The organism is Staphylococcus sp. LKG4-2 (genome assembly GCF_050955665.1).
In the GTDB taxonomy this organism is placed as follows: domain Bacteria; phylum Bacillota; class Bacilli; order Staphylococcales; family Staphylococcaceae; genus Staphylococcus; species Staphylococcus saprophyticus.
This window is the reverse complement of the sequence record NZ_CP194532.1, coordinates 722,425-742,885: the sequence shown is the minus strand read 5'-3', so window position 1 is coordinate 742,885 and position 20,461 is coordinate 722,425. Positions and strand designations below refer to the sequence as shown.

General features: G+C 31.0%; 22 protein-coding genes and 2 pseudogenes. 10 read left to right on the top strand and 14 right to left on the bottom strand.

Annotated features, from left to right (window positions below; translation table 11 throughout):
• The first annotated feature begins 85 nt into the window (after positions 1-85).
• Together ACM6UH_RS03450 and ACM6UH_RS03445 are read left to right on the top strand one after the other, a co-directional pair.
• Positions 86-487 carry an Rrf2 family transcriptional regulator gene (locus ACM6UH_RS03450; RefSeq protein ID WP_047504503.1) on the top strand — a complete coding sequence of 134 codons (402 nt, stop codon included), beginning with the start codon at positions 86-88 and terminating at the stop codon, positions 485-487.
• A gap of 22 nt (positions 488-509) precedes the next feature.
• Positions 510-698 (top strand): annotated as a pseudogene (locus ACM6UH_RS03445) (family 1 glycosylhydrolase); the annotation flags it as partial.
• Positions 699-1,016: 318 nt separating this feature from the next.
• Here ACM6UH_RS03445 and ACM6UH_RS03440 read toward each other — a convergent pair.
• The 3 genes from ACM6UH_RS03440 to ACM6UH_RS03430 all read right to left on the bottom strand — a co-directional run bounded on the left by ACM6UH_RS03440 (position 1,017) and on the right by ACM6UH_RS03430 (position 2,347).
• The gene (locus ACM6UH_RS03440) at positions 1,017-1,193 is read right to left on the bottom strand and encodes a hypothetical protein (RefSeq protein WP_011302453.1); all 177 of its coding nucleotides are present in this window, start codon (positions 1,191-1,193) and stop codon (positions 1,017-1,019) included.
• Positions 1,194-1,279: 86 nt separating this feature from the next.
• Positions 1,280-1,753 (bottom strand): SRPBCC family protein, encoded by a 474-nt coding sequence (locus ACM6UH_RS03435; protein ID WP_011302452.1) that lies wholly within the window; start codon positions 1,751-1,753, stop codon positions 1,280-1,282.
• Positions 1,754-2,347: a helix-hairpin-helix domain-containing protein gene (locus tag ACM6UH_RS03430; RefSeq protein WP_011302451.1), complete on the bottom strand. Its 594-nt coding sequence runs from the start codon at positions 2,345-2,347 to the stop codon at positions 1,754-1,756.
• Between the two features lie 96 nt (positions 2,348-2,443).
• Here ACM6UH_RS03430 and ACM6UH_RS03425 point away from each other — a divergent pair, with 96 nt between their 5' ends.
• Positions 2,444-2,782, top strand: coding sequence for a PadR family transcriptional regulator (locus ACM6UH_RS03425; RefSeq protein WP_011302450.1), 339 nt, complete (start codon positions 2,444-2,446; stop codon positions 2,780-2,782).
• 264 nt (positions 2,783-3,046) lie between these two features.
• Complete coding sequence (locus tag ACM6UH_RS03420) at positions 3,047-3,544, top strand: hypothetical protein (protein WP_225310459.1); 498 nt, start codon at positions 3,047-3,049, stop codon at positions 3,542-3,544.
• A gap of 317 nt (positions 3,545-3,861) precedes the next feature.
• Here the strand turns inward: ACM6UH_RS03420 and ACM6UH_RS03415 are convergent, their stop codons facing one another.
• The 4 genes from ACM6UH_RS03415 to ACM6UH_RS03400 all read right to left on the bottom strand — a co-directional run bounded on the left by ACM6UH_RS03415 (position 3,862) and on the right by ACM6UH_RS03400 (position 7,275).
• A complete protein-coding gene (locus ACM6UH_RS03415; protein WP_041784764.1) occupies positions 3,862-4,377 on the bottom strand; it encodes a YceI family protein in 516 nt (171 codons plus the stop codon).
• 179 nt (positions 4,378-4,556) lie between these two features.
• Positions 4,557-6,089, bottom strand: coding sequence for a zinc ABC transporter substrate-binding lipoprotein AdcA (gene adcA, locus ACM6UH_RS03410; RefSeq protein ID WP_047504507.1), 1,533 nt, complete (start codon positions 6,087-6,089; stop codon positions 4,557-4,559).
• A gap of 184 nt (positions 6,090-6,273) precedes the next feature.
• Positions 6,274-6,879, bottom strand: a complete 606-nt coding sequence (locus tag ACM6UH_RS03405) for a DsbA family protein (RefSeq protein WP_002482443.1) — start codon at positions 6,877-6,879, stop codon at positions 6,274-6,276.
• A gap of 27 nt (positions 6,880-6,906) precedes the next feature.
• Complete coding sequence (locus ACM6UH_RS03400) at positions 6,907-7,275, bottom strand: cystatin-like fold lipoprotein (protein ID WP_037537751.1); 369 nt, start codon at positions 7,273-7,275, stop codon at positions 6,907-6,909.
• Between the two features lie 277 nt (positions 7,276-7,552).
• Here ACM6UH_RS03400 and ACM6UH_RS03395 point away from each other — a divergent pair, with 277 nt between their 5' ends.
• Together ACM6UH_RS03395 and ACM6UH_RS03390 are read left to right on the top strand one after the other, a co-directional pair.
• Positions 7,553-8,785 (top strand): aminoacyltransferase, encoded by a 1,233-nt coding sequence (locus tag ACM6UH_RS03395; protein WP_011302445.1) that lies wholly within the window; start codon positions 7,553-7,555, stop codon positions 8,783-8,785.
• 77 nt (positions 8,786-8,862) lie between these two features.
• Positions 8,863-10,429: pseudogene (locus ACM6UH_RS03390) on the top strand (IS3 family transposase).
• 119 nt (positions 10,430-10,548) lie between these two features.
• On the opposite strand, the gene ACM6UH_RS03385 reads toward ACM6UH_RS03390, so the two are convergent.
• Both ACM6UH_RS03385 and ACM6UH_RS03380 read right to left on the bottom strand, forming a co-directional pair.
• Positions 10,549-10,935, bottom strand: coding sequence for an ASCH domain-containing protein (locus tag ACM6UH_RS03385; protein WP_225791775.1), 387 nt, complete (start codon positions 10,933-10,935; stop codon positions 10,549-10,551).
• Between the two features lie 109 nt (positions 10,936-11,044).
• On the bottom strand, positions 11,045-12,508 hold the full coding sequence (locus ACM6UH_RS03380) for an MDR family MFS transporter (protein ID WP_047504511.1): 1,464 nt from the start codon (positions 12,506-12,508) through the stop codon (positions 11,045-11,047).
• 219 nt (positions 12,509-12,727) lie between these two features.
• Between ACM6UH_RS03380 and ACM6UH_RS03375 the strand changes: the two genes are divergently transcribed.
• On the top strand, positions 12,728-12,832 hold the full coding sequence (locus ACM6UH_RS03375) for a putative metal homeostasis protein (RefSeq protein WP_011302442.1): 105 nt from the start codon (positions 12,728-12,730) through the stop codon (positions 12,830-12,832).
• Between the two features lie 255 nt (positions 12,833-13,087).
• Here the strand turns inward: ACM6UH_RS03375 and ACM6UH_RS03370 are convergent, their stop codons facing one another.
• The gene (locus ACM6UH_RS03370; protein ID WP_011302441.1) at positions 13,088-13,774 is read right to left on the bottom strand and encodes a 2,3-diphosphoglycerate-dependent phosphoglycerate mutase; all 687 of its coding nucleotides are present in this window, start codon (positions 13,772-13,774) and stop codon (positions 13,088-13,090) included.
• A gap of 377 nt (positions 13,775-14,151) precedes the next feature.
• Between ACM6UH_RS03370 and ACM6UH_RS03365 the strand changes: the two genes are divergently transcribed.
• Positions 14,152-14,520 (top strand): hypothetical protein, encoded by a 369-nt coding sequence (locus tag ACM6UH_RS03365; RefSeq protein ID WP_011302440.1) that lies wholly within the window; start codon positions 14,152-14,154, stop codon positions 14,518-14,520.
• A gap of 289 nt (positions 14,521-14,809) precedes the next feature.
• On the opposite strand, the gene ACM6UH_RS03360 is transcribed toward ACM6UH_RS03365, so the two are convergent.
• Positions 14,810-15,679 (bottom strand): cation diffusion facilitator family transporter, encoded by an 870-nt coding sequence (locus ACM6UH_RS03360; RefSeq protein WP_047504514.1) that lies wholly within the window; start codon positions 15,677-15,679, stop codon positions 14,810-14,812.
• A gap of 259 nt (positions 15,680-15,938) precedes the next feature.
• Positions 15,939-16,322: a GtrA family protein gene (locus ACM6UH_RS03355; protein ID WP_011302438.1), complete on the bottom strand. Its 384-nt coding sequence runs from the start codon at positions 16,320-16,322 to the stop codon at positions 15,939-15,941.
• Between the two features lie 273 nt (positions 16,323-16,595).
• Here ACM6UH_RS03355 and ACM6UH_RS03350 point away from each other — a divergent pair, with 273 nt between their 5' ends.
• On the top strand, positions 16,596-17,801 hold the full coding sequence (locus ACM6UH_RS03350) for a multidrug effflux MFS transporter (protein WP_011302437.1): 1,206 nt from the start codon (positions 16,596-16,598) through the stop codon (positions 17,799-17,801).
• Positions 17,802-18,124: 323 nt separating this feature from the next.
• On the opposite strand, the gene ACM6UH_RS03345 is transcribed toward ACM6UH_RS03350, so the two are convergent.
• Positions 18,125-18,589, bottom strand: a complete 465-nt coding sequence (locus ACM6UH_RS03345; protein WP_048787206.1) for a GyrI-like domain-containing protein — start codon at positions 18,587-18,589, stop codon at positions 18,125-18,127.
• A gap of 179 nt (positions 18,590-18,768) precedes the next feature.
• Here ACM6UH_RS03345 and ACM6UH_RS03340 point away from each other — a divergent pair, with 179 nt between their 5' ends.
• A complete protein-coding gene (locus ACM6UH_RS03340; protein WP_048787205.1) occupies positions 18,769-19,377 on the top strand; it encodes a C39 family peptidase in 609 nt (202 codons plus the stop codon).
• Positions 19,378-19,513: 136 nt separating this feature from the next.
• Here the strand turns inward: ACM6UH_RS03340 and ACM6UH_RS03335 are convergent, their stop codons facing one another.
• A complete protein-coding gene (locus tag ACM6UH_RS03335) occupies positions 19,514-20,323 on the bottom strand; it encodes a metallophosphoesterase (RefSeq protein ID WP_048787204.1) in 810 nt (269 codons plus the stop codon).
• Between the last annotated feature and the right edge of the window lie 138 nt (positions 20,324-20,461).

Genomic DNA, 20,461 nt, shown 5'->3' with positions numbered 1-20,461 from the left:
TAATACATTGCACGTTTAAATAATATATCGTAAACTCTACTTGTAACTAAAATTTACACAAGCACTAGCAAAAGGAGTCTTAATCTTGAACACTCAATTTTCTGTGTCCATACACATTCTTACACTATTAGCCACTGAAAAAGAACCAGTGTCTAGTCAATATATAGCAGATAGCATCAATAGTAATGCCACACTAGTTCGTAAAATATGTCGTTATTTAAGAGACGGTCATTATATTCAAAGTAGTCAAGGTATCTCGGGATACAGTCTATCTTCTTCCGCAAATGACATTCACTTAGGCGACCTATACCAACTTATCTTTTCAGAAACAATGCATTTCGCAAAAATTCATAAAGATACCAATCAACATTGTCATGTAGGTAAAAATATTAGCCATGCGCTAGATGAAATTTATAGTGAAGTTGATACAACCATAATTAATAAACTAAACACGTATACAATCCAATCGGTCATTGATCATTTTTAAAAATGCTTACGTAACTTACTTTTTAATGGGTTATACACCATGGGGAATCATTGATATTATTTCATTTACAACTGGAGAAATGAAAAAACGTTATGGTCTCATTTATGTAGATAGAGATAATGAAGGACATGGTACTTTAGAACGTAAGAAAAAAGCTTCCTTTGATTGGTACCGTAATGTGATTAAAACAAATGGTGAGTCCCTCAATTAATATTATAAATAAAACAGCCTGAGACAAAATAGATGTCTCAGGCTGTTTTCAATTAGTCAGTAGATGACTGAATTAAAATATAAAGACTCACTTGTTTAAAGAAATGATTTTTCCATTCCCATGGAAACGAGACGCTCTAATGCATAAGCCAAAGCCTATATACCACATGAAATTTCTAGAAAGACATATACATGAGCATTAGTTCAGGTGAACCTTTATACAAGTCATCGTTGCCTTGATTGCATAGGTGGGAGTACGAAATCTCTATTAGAAAATTTGATTTCTGCCCATCCCCTTTTTGGTTAAACAACTATAGTATTATTGTTTAAATTTACTTAAAAAATGTAGACCATAGGCAAAAATACCATATCCAGCTAATGTACGTAAGAACCATTTAAATGTATGACTACTTAAGGTTTTTTCATTTAATAATACTGTAGGAATTAATGTACTAAATGAATACAAACCAAGTACTTTCATGTAACGTTTATTCAATACACACACCTCTTTTCAATACTATTATATCGAAAAACGCTAAATGATTACTATGCCAATTACAACATTTTTTTGAAGTTTTACTGTTATAAAGTTTCTAATAATGTCTCTAAGTTATCAAACGTACTATTCATACCTTCTTCGACACCCATATCTAATAATTGTTGTGCCGCTTTAGGGTCGGGTAATACAGCAACTGAAGTAAGCTTTGCTACACCATTATCGTTATCTTCAATATGAATCGTATTGTGCATACCAGCCATTTTTTGATCAATATTACCATCTTTATCTGCAAAATAATCATTATAATCAATCAGCGTGGGTTGTATCACTTCGGTATATTGCGTTACAGTATAGCTCGTACCTTGTGGTGCGCGTATAGCAAAAAAGGCATTCCCACCCGTTTGTACATCAGATTCATACACTTCTGTAGTGGCACCTTGTGGGTGAAACCATTTTTCAAATAAATTTTGGTCTGTATATGCTTTAAAAATTTGTTCTGCAGTAGCTTTAAATTCCCTCGTAAATATGATGTTATTTTCTACAATTTTTACACTCATTTATGATTCTCCTTCATTCATTATTATATATGATGTTATTGATTTAACTTTGGCATCTTTACGGTGACTTGTAAATTCAAACATATCAGCAAAATAAATCGTTGTACCATTTTCCAAAATCTGCGTACCATGCAATGCACCAGATTTACCGTGACTTATATTCATTTTCACATCTATGGATACAATAGTTTCTTTGTGGTCTTCAAGCTCTTGATAAAATGCGTCAAATCCAGTTAATTGAAATGCGTCTACTACTTCCCATTTAAAATCCTCTGCAACGATCGCTTGCAATTTGTCTTTATCCACAAGTGCTGAGCCAATTAAAAAATCTAGCATGACTCTTCTCTTAGGTGCGTTATCACATTTCAAATCACCAGTTAAGTGAAATGGCACATCAAATCCAATATCCTCTTTAAAATTCATGTTATGTTTTTTCAAGTTATCTTCCAATATATCCATTGCTTTCGGTCCTACACCATGTATTGCTAATAATGTCGTTCTATCATATCCAGCAATATCTTCTAATGTTTTTACCCCTATATGGTGTAATGCATTCGTCGCTGGTTTCCCTATTTTAGGTAAATCTATCGTCATTTTATCAACCCCTTCTTTTTAATAACTATACCCAATTTAAACATTAATCAAAATTTATACTATCTTTTATTATAAGATAGTGAAAAGAGGGATTATATGTCAATATCTGATCAAATGATGAAAGGATTGTTAGATGGAGCTATTTTAGGTTTAATTGCACAAGGCGAAACTTATGGCTATGAAATATTAGACAAATTAAAATCACAACAATTTCCAGAAATCAGTGATGGCAGTATTTATCCAGTATTATTACGCTTAAATAAAAAAGGTTATGTTACAAGTGTTTCTAAAAAATCGATGACTGGTGGACCTAAACATAAATATTACTCAATTACTGATACTGGTAAAAATGAATTAAATCAATTTAAAGCAAATTGGCATTATTTGAATAATGGTATGAATAATTTGATGAGGAGTGTAAACGATGTTAACTAAAAAAGCTGAAGATTTTTTACTAAAGCTGCGTATCGAATTATTATTTCGTGATAAAACGAAAAAGATGTTAACGCGATTGAAGAAGAATTACGTGACCATATTACCACTGCTGAAGCACAAAACGAAAATGTCGATGACTTATTGAATACACCTATAAAAAACTATGCCGACACATTTTCAAAGGAACTAAATTTAACACAAGGTATTTATAAATATATATTTTATTTCATTTCTTTCATGATTATTATGGTAGTCATTCCTAGGATGCTTGATAACTCATTTCAACTAACGTTAGCGCTCATGCTTTATATACTATTTATATTTATAGGTTCTTTAGTACTTATATTATTTGTCATTAAAAAATTAATTATGACATGGGGAGATAGTAAAAAGACTTATATTGCTGTCGGTTTTTCATCAGCTATCGTCTTCGGTATTTATATATTAAGTGAGTATTTATTACGACATTATCCAATATTTATTTTTTGGTCACCTAATCAAACTACTAATTTTATTATTGGCATAATACTTTTATTACTAACAATGGCCATTTGCTTGCTATTAAAGAAAAAATATTTTGCTGGTCTTATTTTAATCTTAAGTCTGCCTAACATAATAAGCCGGATATTTACTGGCGGCGATTACTCTAATAAAAATTTCTTAATCATTTCATCTATTGTATTAACAATTATCTCTTTATCTTTCATTGCTTATATTGTTGTACAATATTATCGTGACAAAAAATCAATCGACAATAATTAAATATAAAAAGCTACTCGATTAACAATTTGTTTCAAATATAGACCAAGCTACTGCATTAATTTTGTGTTAGTTTGGTCTATTTTTTTATCGTTTGCGTAATTCAATGTAATAAACATTACGGCTTTTTAATTTAGATTTTCTCATGTTTTTAATGTATTGGCATTTATTTGGACCGACTCCTACGGGAAAAGCACTAGCCGAAGACTACAGGTTATGGCAGTGCCAACGGAAAGCGTGCACAAAAAAACTGCCGACAAAGTCAAAGACTTTGTCGGCAGTCTGAACCTACTCGATAATCTAGTAGTTTTTTATATAGTTTAGTCTTCTAATGCGAATTCTAAACTCACTTGGAATTTCACATCTTTACCAATCATTACGCCACCAGTTTCAAGTGCTTGGTTGAACGTGATGCCATATTTTTCACGGTTAATAGAACCGTTAACAATAAATCCAACCGTTGTTGCACCGTTCATTGGGTTTTTACTTTGGCCTTCATATGATAAGTCAAAAGTTTCTTCATTCGTTTCGCCTTTAATTGTTACATTACCTGTGATTGATTTTTCATCTGCTTTAGTAATTTCAAATTTGATTTCTGGATTATTTTCTACATCTAAGAAATCTCCACTACGTAAATGCGCATCACGATCATCTACACGTGTATCAATAGAGCTCGCATTAATTGTAAAATCACCTTTAATTGTACTTAAATCATTAATGTCGCCATCAATATTTGCATCAAACTCTGTAAATCTACCTTTAATATTTGAAATCATTAAATGTTTTACTGAAAATTCTACTACTGAATGTGCTGCATCGAAATTAAATTTTGTCATTATCACTATACCTCCAAAGTATTATAAGTTTTGTTTATACATTTATTATACCAAGTATATAAAATATATCAAACAAAAATCTTAAATATTTTCTTCTAAATTCATTATTCCCATTTCTGAATAAAGTATTCATTTGAAGATTCAAACAATTGTGAAGGTTTTATTGAAAATTATCATTCTTAATGAGCTAACATTTCCTCTTTAATTTCCTCGCTACTTAACGAATTTGGATAATATGTTGGCCAATTATCTAATTCTTTTAAAATTTTATCTTTATTATTGCCCATAAAAATATGGAAATGTGCAGCTTTTTTCGGTTCAATATTATGATCACTGAACTGTACATATTTAGGTAAATGACTATTTTGATCTACTAATTTAAAAGTATATCTCACACCTCTGTTACCTTTTTCATATTTTAAAATATCTTTGCCATCATATACATATTTCCCAGTTTCTTTTTTACCATCTTTTTCAAACGTTATTGTATCGTTTGAAATAGTAATATGACTTATATCTGTTTTATAACCTTTTTCATAATATGACTTATATGCTTTAGCAGACATGGAATCATCATCTTCTGCTTTATGTTCCATAACTTCATCCAAAGTGCCATCTTTTAAGTAAGGATAAACTGATTGCCAGTTGCCTTTATAATCACCCAATGTTCTATCTTTAACTTGGCTATCTTTAAAATAACCGTCAGAAATCGCTTTATCATGTTTACTTTGTTCCTTATCGTCTTCAGTTTGAATAGAATCACTTAATGCTTTATCCATATTTATAATATTTTTCTTCATCAATGATTGATAACTCAACTTATAATCTTGTTGCTGCGATTTATTTAAAGATTCCATATTATAAAATTTTAAAGGTTTTGCCTCTGTTTCTTTACGTATTGTGTCTGTCACTTTATTTGATACATTATCTTCATATAAAATATATTTAGCTCCAGAATCTTTAATTTCTTTCACAATGTTCGACAATGATTTTTGTGAAGGATCTTCAGCATTCATATTTTGTACACCTTTTTGAACAAAATCATATCTTTCTGCAAGATATCCAATAGATTCATGAGATATAAATATCGTATTACCTTCTTTATTTTCAGTAATAGATTTCAAATCTTTATCTATTTCTTTTAAATCCTTATTTAATTTTTCATAGTTTTTTTCATATGTTTTCTTGTGTTTAGGATCCTTCTTAATTAGTTCATCTTTAATCTCTTTAGCAAATGTCTGATCAAATTTAGGATCTAACCAAACATGAGGATCGTATCCGCCATGATGGTGATGTTCATCATGGTCATGTCCTTCTTCTTCATGACTATGTTGGTCCGTAAGCAATTGAGATTTATCTAATTTATCTTCAAGTGCTAATTTTTTATCATCTTTTTTAATTGTACTTGCTACTTTTTTAGCAACTGGATCTAAATTGTCACCAGTATATAGAAATAAGTCCGCTTTTGATGCATTAATTATATCTTTTTGTGTAGGTTCGTAATTATGTAAATCTGTTCCAGCTGGGTAGATAGAATTCACCTCTACGTGTTTACCACCTATTTGTTCAGCAAATGACTTCAAAGGGAAAACAGTTGTATTTATTTTTATTTTTTCATTCGATTTTGTATTATCGGACTCTCCTTTTCCACAACCGGCTAGAACTACCATGAATGCCAGAACCATAATACTAATGTATGTAATTTGTTTCAATTTTAAAACCTCCTAAATAGTAATTGTTACGATTTATTATTATATGCTTTCTTCCTCATAAAAACAATACTAAATATAAAATTTTCGTAATTATTACGATTTAATGCTGAGAAAAAACACAGACAAGTAAAATCAAAAATGTGATTATACTTGTCTGTGCTCATTTCAACTTTTAGTTAAATTTCTACTCTTTTTCTAATATTTTTTTGTAATTCTCAAAATCATAAGGATCTTCTACTTTTTGGCCATGGACGAAAACAGTAGGCGCTGTTTCAATATGGTTATCTTTATATTGCTTTTGATCCTTTTTTGCAGCTACCCAAGATTTACTATTTTCTTGTTTATAGTCGTCTTTGATTTCTTTTTTAAGCGTCGTATTAATTTTAAGTTTATCTATTTGTTGATCAACTATTTGATTTGTAATCCATGCTTTTTCTGAATTAGGTTGTTGTTTAAACATTAATTCTTGAAATTTTAAATATTGTTCTGGTGCTAGCCTTTGTACAGCATGACCTGCTCTTGAACCAATAATAGAATCATCACCTAAAAATGCCATATTAACAAATTGATAGTCCACTTTATCTGTATCAATATAGTGCTTTTTCAATTTTGGCATTACATTTTTTTCGACTTTTTTACAATATGGGCACTTAAAATCGCCATACTCAATAATCTTTATTTTCCCATCAGACGTTGTTTTATCATCTTTATGTGTATCTTCTGGGTTGGTACAAGCAGTTGCTAATACAAGTGTAAGCACTAGCACGATTGATAACCATGCTTTTTTCATTTATTACACCTCAATTTCATTTACTCGTTATTCGTCTAAATCCATATTTTCTTCTTTATAGTCTGGGTCATGTTTCTGTATATAGCCTTTTGAATTAAAATCTTTTTTAAATGTTGTTTTACCATCTTTATATTCATAAGCATAATAATGAATCTCTTCATCATTCTTAATAGGTTTATAGGCAATGATTACAAATTTGCCTTTTTCATATACATATATATTGGCATCTTTTTTGTCAAATTTGCGTTCAATATCACCTTTGTGTTGTTCTGCAAGTTTTTTCTGATAATGTTGTTGTTTATTTACTGCTTTATCTATTTTATCTGCATATTTACCACTACTACACCCAGCAATCATTAATGTAGAGATGACAATTAGCGTTATAATCTTTTTCATACTTTATTTCACTCCTAAAACAATCCTCTTTTTAAATTAAATACTTTGATATACATTATAACCGTAAGTAATATCATACACTGAATTAGCAAAATGTACTATAATATTTTTAAAGTATATAGCCTACCAATGTGATACACTATTTAATAAAAATATTTTTAATATTGCAATCTGTTTTTTTGTAAAACATGGCATTTAATAGTAAATTTGGTATACTACTTATAAGTTGTCCAACTCAATTTCAAAATAAACGTTGCCATTTAAGGAGGCAAAATATATGTTCTTTGTGAATCTTACCCCTGAAGAATTCCAAACATTCACACAAAATCACTTTTCACATTACACACAATCACGTGTTAATTATGAAGCTCAATACAATGCACACTTGTTAGGTGTTAAAGACGACAATGACGAAGTCATTGCTGCTGGTATGTTTACAGAAGCACGCGCGCTAAAATTCTTTAAATATTTTTATAGTCAACGTGGACCTATCTTAGACTATACCAATTTGTCACTAGTTGATTTTTACTTTAGCGAATTAACAAAATATCTTAAACAACATAATTGCCTATACGTATTACTTGATCCGTATATCTTAGAAAACTTGAGAAATGCTGATGGCGAAATCAAGAAATCTTACGATAATCGAATGCTTATAAGCACTTTAGAAAAACTAGGTTATAAACATCAAGGTTATCCTGTAGGTTATTCAAAAACGAGCCAAATACGTTGGCTATCTGTCTTAGATTTAAAAGACAAATCAGAACAACAATTACTTAAAGAAATGGATTACCAAACGCGACGTAATATCAAACGTACTGAAGAAATGGGCGTTAAAGTACGTCAACTTCCTATAGAAGAAACCGATCGTTTTTTCAAACTATTTAAGATGGCTGAAGAAAAACATGGCTTCAGCTTCCGTGACGAACCATACTTTGAACAATTACAAAAAGATTACCAGGGCTTTGCTTCAATACAATTAGCATATATTGATTTAAGCGAATACGTTAACGGCCTTAAACAAAAACTAGACACATTAAATCATCAAATGAAAGACGTGGAAGCTGCATTACAAGAAAGTCCAAATTCTAAAAAACAAAAAACGAAACAAACACAACTTAATCAACAAATTGTCAGTACACAACGCAAAATTGATGATACTAATAAGACAATTACGACGGATGGCCCAGTCTTAGACTTAGCAGCTGCTATCTATATTTATAATGATTATGAAGTATATTATTTATCTAGTGGTTCTAATCCAGACTATAATGCCTATATGGGTGCTTATAAGCTGCAGTGGGAAATGATTAAATTTGCAAAGAATCACAATATCGATCGTTATAATTTTTACGGGATCACTGGTGACTTTAGTGAAGACGCCATTGATTATGGCGTTCAACAGTTCAAAAAAGGCTTCAATGCAGATGTTGAAGAATATATTGGAGATTTTGTTAAGCCAATCAAACCATTACTCTACAAACTAGGAAAACGAATTGGAAAATTATAGCCTCATTGTGTAACTATGAAATAAAAAAGGTTTAGGACATGTTTTGATATGCTCCCTTCAAAGTAGACATTTAAAAAATGAAAACTTTGAAGGGAGTTTTTCTATGTCTAAAAAAATCGTTGATCTAGATTTATTAGAATTGATTTTTGCTAAATATGAAAATGGTATGAGTTTCGAAAATATTGTAGATGTAGTTGATATTGATATCTCTCCAGGCCATCTCCGATACATGTACAACAAATATTTAACCAACGGTATACAATCTTTTATACGCAATTCACAAAATAATAAGTATACACTTCAATTTAAAAAGAATGTGGTTCAAGAGTATTTGAATGATGGCATATCTTATAAAAATTTAGCCATTAAATATAATATTTCTGCTCATGAAACTGTACGTAGATGGGTAAATCGTTATACTGGAAGAAAAGAGAATATCAATTCTTCTCCTAAAAATGAGGTGTATACGATGAAGGGTAAAAAAACAACATTCCAAGAACGTCTTAAAATTGTAGAATACTATTTAGATAATGAAATTAATTATAAAGACTGTGCTGAAAAATACGGTATCAGTTATGGTCAATTGTACCAATGGGTACAAAAATATAAAGTACATGGCCGCGATGGCCTTCAAGATGGTCGAGGCAAAGGCAAACCTAAATCTATATTAACACCAGAAGAACAGAAAGAAGCTGAAATTCAAGCTCTAAAAAGTCGGAATAAAATACTAGAAATGGAAAATAAAGTACTAAAAAAATATCAAGAAATAGAAAGAGAGATGATAAACCAAAAAACAAGCAAATCGTCGCATACGAAACGATTGAAACGCTAAAAAATGAATTTCCTATTAAGCATTTATGCCAAATTTTAAAGATTTCCCGTGCAAGTTTTTATAAATGGTTACATCGTAATCCCACACAAAAAGAAATTGAAAACCAAGTATTGTTAGAAGAAATAAAACATATTTATAAAAAATATAAAGGTATTTATGGATATAGGAGGATTTATATTTATATTCGCCTATATTTACAGAAAGAAGTAAACCATAAACGTGTTTATCGGTTGATGAATCAACTGAATTTAAAAGCAGTTATTCGCCGAAAACGTAAGCGCTATAAACCTAGCAACCCACAAACCATAGCCGAAAACGAATTAAATCGTAAATTTCAAGAAAGTAAGGCTAATAAAAAATGGCTAACAGATGTAACTGAATTACAACTTAAAAATGGAAATAAAATATATCTTAGTGCGATATATGATTTGGGATCAGGTAAAATTGTAAGTCATGTATTAGGAAGCTCAAATAACAATCAACTCGTATTTGAAACATTTGATAAGGCAGTTAATACTGTAACTGATACCGAAGGTATTATATTTCATAGCGATCGTGGTTTTCAGTATACATCCAGATTATTTAAAAATAAGTTAAATCAACATAATATGATACAAAGTATGTCTCGAGTTGGAAGATGCATTGATAATGGACCTATGGAAGGTGTTTGGGGAATTATTAAATCTGAAATTTATAGGGGTTATAAAAACTTTAAATTTGAAACTATAGAACAAGCGTTTCAAGTTATCAATGAGTATATAACATTCTTTAATAATGAAAGAATTACATTAAAAATGGCTAATCTCGTATAAACCGAGATTAACCGATAATTTAATTATTTATTTGTCTACTTGACGGGGTGCAATTCATTTTGATGTCCTAAACCTTTTTTCATGTACTAAGTTATGCTTTTACAAAATACATTTCTCTATTATGGAACTAAATGTATTTCAATTGCTAATGCACCCAAATGAAGTTCGTCAGTTTGATTATATATTTGATAGATAGATGCTAATTTTTGAGATAATTGTATCTCATCACTAAAACCTACTTCTTTATTTGAATAATGTTGTAGTAATGCTTGGAACGAATCGTACACTTTAACATTACCCACTTTCACCTTCACTTGTTCACCTGTTGCTAAATTAGTAAATTCTATGAAATCGCCTATTTGCACTGCTTGTCTTTTCTCATCATTCAATCTAACTTCTACAGTTTTTGTACTATTACTTACTAACCGAAATGGTTCTTCATATAAACGCATCGAATGTTCTATAAAGCCTTTCACCCTTTTCCTATAAATCTTATGATGTAACATTAAAAATACCATAATCCTATCATTTAAAACACTAAATTCGTCTTGCTCGATAATAATATAAAAACTGTCGGCAGCATACACGCTGCAGACAGTTTCGGTCTTTTAATAATTATTTGCTTTGTTGTTGTTCGAGTTCTTGTTGCTCTTGATTTATTTTACGTTTACTTTTAAGCATAAATACACTGATTAAACTGATAATAGAAATGATTACAGCAAACCAAAATGCTGCGTGATAACCACTTAACAATGCTTCATGTTGTATTTGCATTGCCATTTCTTTTTTATCCATTCCTTTATAATCACTCATATTAGGTGAAAAGTCTTTTGCTACTTGACTCATAATTGTTATTAAACCTGCCGTCCCTATGGAAGCTGATATCTGTTGAACTGTATTAGTCATAGATGAGCCATGCGCATTCATCTCTCGTGACAATTGGTTCATTGTATGCGTCATAAGTGGCATTAAACCAAGTGCTATACCAATCATTCTAATAGCGTAAATTGTCGCTAATATAGCTGATGATGTGTTTTCATCCATAAATATAAAGTATGAACTTGTTACAACGACAATCAGCATACCTATAAATGCAAGTATTTTTGCACCATATTTTTCATATAGGAAACCTGAAGCCACTGACATAATACCCATCACAATTGCACCAGGTAATAATATTAAACCAGACTGTAATGCTGTATCTTTCATAATATTTTGCACAAACATTGGTAATACTGTTTCCGAACCTATCATAGCAATCATCGTAAAGGCCATGATAACAATTCCCACTGCAAATTGACTATTTTTAAATACTGAAAAATCAAGTAACGGGGTTTCTAATCTTGTTTGACGGAAAATGAATAACACGACTAATATTAAGCCGCCAATAACTGTTGTCAGTACAACAGGATCATTCCATCCATCTCGAGATAAAGAACTTGTCCCATAAAGTAAACCACCAAAGCCTAAGACTGATAAGGCTATAGATAATATATCAATAGGCGCTTTCCTGTTGGTACCAACATTTTTCACAAATTTTATTGCACCAAGAAATGTTAGCGCTGCAATCGGCGCAACGACATGAAATAGTGAACGCCAATCAAAATACTCCACTAAATAACCTGAAAGCGTTGGACCAATGGCAGGCGCTAAACCGATAACTAAACCAAAGGTCCCCATGTATTTACCACGTTCATGTGGTTCGAAAACATCTAAAATTGTAGTCATCATTAATGGCATCATAATACCTGATCCCATTGCCTGCACAATTCTTGCACATAATAAAACCGTAAAATTCGGACTAAATCCTGCAATGATTGTACCGATAAAGAATATAAAAATTGCAGTTAAGAAAACTTGTCTTGTTGAAAAACGTTGTATAATCATTGCTGATAACGGAACAACAATGCCGTTTGTTAATAAAAAGGCAGTTGTAAGCCATTGTACTTGCGTATAATCTATATCAAAATCTTTCATTATACTCGGTAATGCGGTTGTTAACAGTGTTTCATTTAATAGTCCAAAGAAACCACCAAACAACATCATTAGAATCATAATTATTTTTGTTTTTTGAGTCATTTTTATCTCCTATTTACACATTCGTCTTTAGCATATTTATTTGTCGCATTTATGCATTATACATATAAAATGTTTATCTGACATTAAAATAACTCAAAAAAATGGTAATTTTTACAAATTAGGTTATTAGATAAAAAATTAATCGTAAATCGTAATAATTACTATTTACAAAACGTACTTTTTAATTCATAATCAATTTCTATAAAGGAGGTTTTATGTATGAAATTAGACTTACAAACAGCACGTAGAAATTTAAATAGTCCTAATATCAAAACACGTAAACGCGCACGCAAAATTATTCAACAACATAAGCGTAGTAAATAATTTATCTTCATAGCATGTCGCTGTCATTTTAAACATGCCACGTTATTTTTAATATCCAACTATTTTTTCCACAATTAAAAGAGTCTAAGACATCTATTTTTGTCTCAGACTCTTTTAAACATATGCATAATAATTATCTTCCTTTAGATAACCTATTTGATTAGCTATCCTTGGTGCCCTACTACTACAAACTCTTATTAAAATTATTTTTTCTGACTGGTTTGCTTTTTAAAGGCTATTTACTATTACTTTCAATTATAAGTAATATTTGTCTATAACTTGTAAGTCATCTGTAAGTTCATATATTAATGGTGCACCTGTTTTAATTTCATATCCAACGATATCTTCATCAGAAACATTCTCTAAATACTTAATCAATGCACGTAATGAATTACCATGAGCTGATACTAACACTGTTTTACCATCTAAAAGTTGTTGAGAAATTTGATCGTTCCAATACGGTATCACTCTTACTAACGTATCTTTTAGGCTTTCAGATTCAGGCATGACACGTCTATCCAAATGTTCATATTTACGGTCATTTAAATAACTTTCTCGTTGTGCTTCATCTTGTTTTGGCGGTGCAACATCATATGAACGTCTCCAAATATGTACTTGATCTTCACCAAACTTTTTACGTGCATCATCTTTATTTAGTCCTTGTAAACCACCATAATGTCTTTCATTTAATCTCCAAGATTTAATTATAGGAATAAATAATTGATTAGATTCATTTAATAAGTGATAAGTTGTTTTAATCGCACGTTCGAGTAAAGATGTATAAACTATATCGATTTCAATGCCTTGTGCTTTTAATTTTTTACCAGATGTTATGGCTTCATTTTCGCCCTGTTCTGATAGATCAACATCTGCCCATCCTGTAAATAGGTTTTCTGCATTCCACACACTTTGTCCATGTCTACATAAAATTAATTTTGGCATAATATTCCTTCTTTCATTAAGTGAAATTAAATTTTTTGCGATATTTACAGTAATATTACAATTCGCATATGCATAACATATCCCATAAATACTTTAATAATCGCATTTATGCTGTCGTCTTTGCTTTGATATATTAAAATTATAACAATTTACAATAGCTTTTGAAATAATTGTAGTCCTTTATTCACAAAAGATACTTTCTTTTTATTTTACTGTAACCTACGTTATAAAATTAGGTGTTATAGTTGTAATCGTTGAAAAAAAGCAAAGCAAATAAGGCAGTAAATTAAATAAATAGTACTTTAAACAAATTAGAACACAAACCTGTTCATTATATTAAAACAGACAGGTACATTCATTAGGAGGATTTTTAAACTATGAAAAAATTATTATTAGCATCTTTCGCATCAATTACAATTGCAGCTACTGGATACGGCGTAACATCAACAGCGGATGCTGCAGAAACACCAGTACAACAATCATCTCAATCTAATAGCGATGTATACAGCCAATTTATCGAAGCTGGTGGAACTAAAGCATTATGGGACAATATTGTAATGCCTGAATCAAGTGGTAATCCTGATGCAGTAAATGAATTAGGATATAGAGGTTTAGGACAAACGAAAGAAGCTTGGGGAAAAGGCTCAGTTGAAGAACAAACTAAAGGTATGATTAAATATGCTGAAGACCGTTATGGTTCAATAGATGCAGCAATTGACTTCCGTTTAGCTAACGGTTGGTGGTAAGTATCATGTCACGAGAGTGACTTTAAAATAAATAACTTAGACTAATGAAAACAGCAATTTCTATTGTAATAAAATAGAAATTGCTGTTTTTTTACGATGATATCAAATCATTATTGATTCTAATTAGGCCTGTATTTAAAGCTACTCAAGAAAGCAATAAATGCCTTTGTAAGAGCATAACTGATTTTGATAACATCATTTTTATATACAAAATAACTGATAGTTAAAATATGAATATTTAGATCTCAAACGCTTTTACAGTCAAGTCACATATTGACACGCTCATTTTTCATTGTATGGAAACAGGTTCTGGATGTACATAAACTGAAGAAATACCTTTTTCATGCATGTGATGTTCTACTTTGTCACAAATATGATGTGCTTCTTCCAAAGATAAATCAGATTCCACTACAATAGTGACATCTACAAAGATGCTACTGCCATGATATCGACCTTTAATTGACTGAACATCAATAACCTCTTCTATTTCTAAGACATAATTTTTATATGCATCTAATTCTTGCTCATTGAATCCATCGCTCAAAGTGAAGATAGATTCTTTAAAAATTCCAAAGCCTGTATATATTATAAGTAGGCCTAAGATTGTCGCTAATATTATATCCACAATTGGAAAGCCGATTTGTGTAAATACTAAGCCAATAGCCGTACCAATACTGACCAAAGCATCAGACAAGTTATCTTTTGCTGCAGAATTTAGAGAACTACTATTTGTACGTTTAGCTAATTTTTGATTAATAAAGAAGACTATGATCATGATGACACCACTGATAACACTGACATAAATCGTGATTGCATTTGGTGTTGCATGTGCCCCTGAAAAAATTCGAGGGAAATTTTCTATAACAACTTGAATACCAACAAACATGATAATAAATGAAACAAGCAGTGTGGAAATATTTTCTGATTTTAAATGACCGTATGGATGATTTTTATCCGCAGGTTTTATTGAAATTTTCAATCCTATAATTACAGCTAGCGAAACGATAATATCCGTCATATTATTTAAACTATCCGCTCTTACTGCTGCTGAGTCATATACATAACCAACAAAATACTTTACTATAGACAGAATGATATAAACAATTAAACTAAGATATGCGCCTTTTTGAGCGATTTTTAAATTCTCACTTTGTGTCATGTCTGTTTCCACCTTAATTGATATTGGATAATATATTATGACGCATCAAAACAACATTTACAACATTTTTTATTATAAAATTATTTAATATAATTATTTTAATTATTTATTTAGCCTTTCCTAAAAATCACTATCAAATTGCATAAAAATAAAGGAAACAATTAAGAAATTAATTATTAGAAATTGATTTCTTGGTTGTTTCCTTCAACTAAAAAGACTAAATAAAGTTGGTGTTCCCTTTTATAACAGGAACTTTGTATCACTCGTCTCTTAATATATATTTTGATAAGACAAAGGTAATTGGAATCGTGATAATTAATCCAGCAAACGGTGCAATGACCGATGATATATGAAACCATTGTACAAATACGTATAATAAACCTGTTTGCATTCCCATGTTTACAACCTGTGTCAACGGAAATTGTATAAATTTTCGCCATGTAGGTTTTACTTTATAAACAAAATAGCAGTTCAAATAATACGAAATAATAAAGCTGACTACAAACCCACTTACATGACTGATTAAATAATTAATACCTAATAATTTTAATAATATTAAATAGACCACATAATAATTAAACGTATTTATGCCACCTACTATGATGAATTTAATTACTTCATATTGTGTTTTACTTAAGCTCATTCATTTACTCCTTTATAACCAAACATTATCTATCTTGTATCTCAATTGTGTGATTTAAATGATTCGTATTGTGATTCATTGTAAATATGCTACATTAAATTTATTCATAATCTATTGTATTATATAACAATGTTGATATCATGCAACATACATTGCATTTCTACAAGAAATTTTCCCATTGCATTTATCTTTACGTATGGGATAATAGTCTAGTTAAGAAATTATCCGTTTTTTCACACTATACTTTAATCCGATTTTTAAGGAGTATTATATATGGACAAAACTTCAAATCCCCGATTACCCATCATGATCATCATTATGTTGGGAATCATGACTACCTTTGGTCCTTTAACGATAGATATGTATGTGCCATCGCTTCCAAATGTACAAAATGCTTTTGACACAACGGCTTCACAAGTACAACTCACTCTTTCATTTGCAATGATTGGTCTTGCAGTTGGACAATTTATCTTCGGACCACTATCAGACGCTTATGGTCGCAAAAAAGTAGCATTAATTATTATTTCATTATATGTCATCGCTTCATTAATAGCCGTGTTCACGACTTCGCTGTCTATCTTACTTACACTTCGTCTCATACAAGGGTTAACTGGCGGTGGCGTCATCGTCATTGCTAAAGCATCCATTGGCGATCAACATAAAGGAAAAGCGTTAGCTAAAGGCTTAGCGTCTCTACTTGTTGTTAATGGCATTATCAGTATCATTGCGCCATTAATTGGAGGATATGCACTAACTATCGCAAATTGGAAAGCAATATTTTTAATATTAACCATTATAAGTTTTGCAATTTTGTTATTTGCCTTTTTTAAAATGGAAGAAACAAGAAGTAGACATCTCTCAAAACTTAACTTTTCAGCTATTTTTAAAGATTTTGGTTCCTTATTAAAGAAACCAGCTTTCATTATACCTATGTTACTACAAGGGTTAACGTATGTGATGTTATTTAGTTTTTCATCAGCTGCGCCTTTTATCACTCAAAAAATTTATGACATGACGCCACAACAATTCAGTATTTTATTCGCAATTAACGGTATCGGGTTAATTATAGTGAGTCAGTTAACCGCTACATTAGTTGAATATATAAATCGTTATTTGTTATTAATACTACTAACCTTGATTCAAATAGCTGGCGTTATTCTAATTTGCTTTACGCTTATATTCCACTTACCACTTTGGGTATTAGTCATTGCTTTCTTCTTAAATGTTTGTCCTGTTACTGGAATCGGACCTTTAAGTTTTACTTTGGCAATGGAATCTAGAACTGGCGGTAGTGGCAATGCATCAAGTTTACTTGGTTTATTCCAATTTATATTAGGTGGTATAATGTCGCCACTTGTGGGATTAAAAGGAGAATATAGTGTCATGCCTTATATAATCATTCTGATTATAACGACGATTTTCATTGTATTACTCGAAATCTCATTAAAATCATTTACGTTCAAAAACAGTTCTAATTAAAAAATCAAATAATGAGAGGCTGCGACAAACATAGATGTCGCAGCCTCTTTTTATATTAGGTAATAGATGACTGAATTGAAAATGCAAAGTCTCACTTATTTAAAGAAAAGATTTTTTCATTTTATAGAAACGAGTCATTCTGATGCATCAGCAAACGCATATATTGCCACATAAAAATGCTAGCAAGATTTATGCATGAGCATGAGCGTTAGCTTAGTTATACCTTTAACCAGGTCATCCTTGCATTGATTGCATAGGTAGGACTACGAAAACGCTATTAGAGACTTGGATTTCTGTCCCACTTGTGATTACTTTCTATTTTATTAAACAATAGGTAACCATATTTCTGTGACATAGTCATCTTCTCTAATGGCCCCTTCTTTGTATAATTCAAAAAATGGTGCATGTCTTATTTCATAATCCAATTTAGGTAAAATATCTTTGTTAATTTGTTGCATCGCTTTTTTAATTGACTCTGGTACTGGCCCTTTAGCATCAAATACTAAGTATCTGCCACCTTCCAATTCTATGTTCCGCCATTTGTCATCTTTATGTTCACTGGTTACGCCTATCAAATAATGTATCTCTCCACTATTATGGGGCTTGCAAACACCAAGTAAGCCCGGCAATTGATTATTTCCTAGCTCTAATAATTGATCTTTTTTTCCACTATCATCAAATTCCATCCAAAACATAAAAATATTTTCTTGTGCTTTTTGTCCAGTGGCATATATCTTTTTCTCACCAATAACAGATAACGTTGGCAACTCTTCAATTATATAATTCATTCGCATTCCCCACCCTCTTTTTTGCTATTATAACCAAAACATATATAGAATATCCATGGCAAACTATTACTTCGAAATTCAAGCATCTTAATAGGCAATCTTTATGAATAGATATATAATAATAGCAATTAACTTCATTCACACTTTTGTTGAGTAAAATTTACTAGGAGATTTTCATCATGCATTCAAATATTTTATCAGTAAAACCCATCAGCCAATTGTTTCCAATTCCGATGATCATGGGTTGTGAGGGTGTTTCTGCAGCAATTATTTTACAATTTAACCACCTTAACATACCAGCCACTGAAATTATGCGTCACTGGCCGAGACATAGAAATAACCCATATAAAGGATACGTAGGACATCATTTATGGATAAAACTAGGTTATCATCAGACTATTTTTCCAACTGCTCTCGTCCCACATCTTAGACGCTATTCAAATCATGTCGTTGATAGCACTGGTCAATCCTTAACTGATTTATGTCACATTATAGACCAAGGACAACCCGTTGTTATTTATCATACCGTACTGGGTAAAAGACCTTACCGTCGTACTTATAAATTAGATAACCAACCAACAAAGTTAGTAGCTAATATTCACGTCACCGTTCTCGTTGGTTATGATGCTCAACACTATTATTATATTGATCCCTTGTGGTCCCACTTAGGAAAATCATTTATCTTACCAGCTATAATACCAACCAAATATCAATTGATGAAAATCAAAAAATCAAAATTAGAGCAAAGTTATGATGCGCCTGGCCGCATGAGTTTTCATTTATCATAAAACTGCTAATAAAACGAGCGCCCAATCAAACATAAAATGATAAAATCACTTATGGTTGATCGGGCGCTAGTTCTCTTTTTTTTACTAAACGACAATGAAATTAAACTCATTATCCTATTTATAGTTTCTGCATGTTTTAAATCTGAATGATATTTAGCGCATGATCTATTTCACGAGTCACATCATCTGAACGCCACTCTCGTTGATATCCAAGACACGGACAAATATAAGTGACACCTTGTTCATCAAAACGATTTCTAAAATGTACATGTCCCATAATACTATAACGGATTGGATACTTTTTATAAATTTCATCAAAATCAGATGTTCCAATAAAAGCATTGAAATAATCAAATAATCGATGTGGCATCGGCACTGCAAACTTCGGATGTGTCACAATATGGGTCATTAAAATAATTTGCTTGTCTTTGACTTTTTCTATATCTTTAATGGCTTGATTTGCTGCAATTCTCGATAATTTTCTATCGTCCATGGGCCAATCAATTTTCACCTTATCTTGCCACGTTGCACCATAGTATTTTCTACGTGCAATGCGTTCAAGTGAAAATTCAGGACTTGCATATGAATAATCATACCACCCCGTATTTCCCACTATTGCCCAAGCGTCATTTAAATGGTATGGTTTACCGATTAAACAGGCTTCCATCCCCATATACTCTTCTAAGATTTCAGCTGATGTAGCATTCGTATCAGCAGACCAGAAATCATGATTGCCCGGAATAAATAAAACTTTTATTTGAGCTTGTACTTCTACTGATTTAATAAAAGCTTGAGTTAACTTGTAATTATTCGAAATATCTCCAGCAATTAATAATAATTCTACTTGATTACGCTGTATTGCCTTGATGAGTTCGTATTCATAATCCTTTGGCTTTAGAGATTTATGCCTATCAATATGTAAATCCGAAATAACACCAATGTTCATATTTATCACATTCCTCTATTAACTTAACATCACCATTATGACATATTCCGTTAAATAGTATTAAATGATGCGCCTAATCAATCCTTTGAAATACTTATTAAATTTAGTGACATTCTATATATGACTATCTATGATTTT